General features: G+C 56.0%; 1 pseudogene. It reads right to left on the bottom strand.

Annotation, left to right across the window (positions count from 1 at the left end):
* Positions 1-92: pseudogene (locus tag ACW5W8_RS24170) on the bottom strand (transposase); the annotation flags it as partial.
* Positions 93-216: the final 124 nt, after the last annotated feature.

Genomic DNA, 216 nt, shown 5'->3' with positions numbered 1-216 from the left:
CCTTGCATCTGCACTTTGCCCAGACCCCGATAACGCGCATACCGGTGCCCGTGATGCTGTTTCGCATCCGCAAAACTGCGCTCCACCGTCTTGAGGTGTCCTGACAAGATCGGACAGTCCCGGATCAAGCAGCCTGAGCAGTTCTCCAATACCTCTTGTTAAACTCCGCTGGGCTGACATTGCCAAGTCGTGAATGCCGACGCTGGCGGTTGTAAA

This window comes from Aeromonas aquatilis (assembly GCF_054052405.1).
Note: the sequence above shows the minus strand (reverse complement) of the source record. Positions and strands in the feature narration are given on the sequence as shown.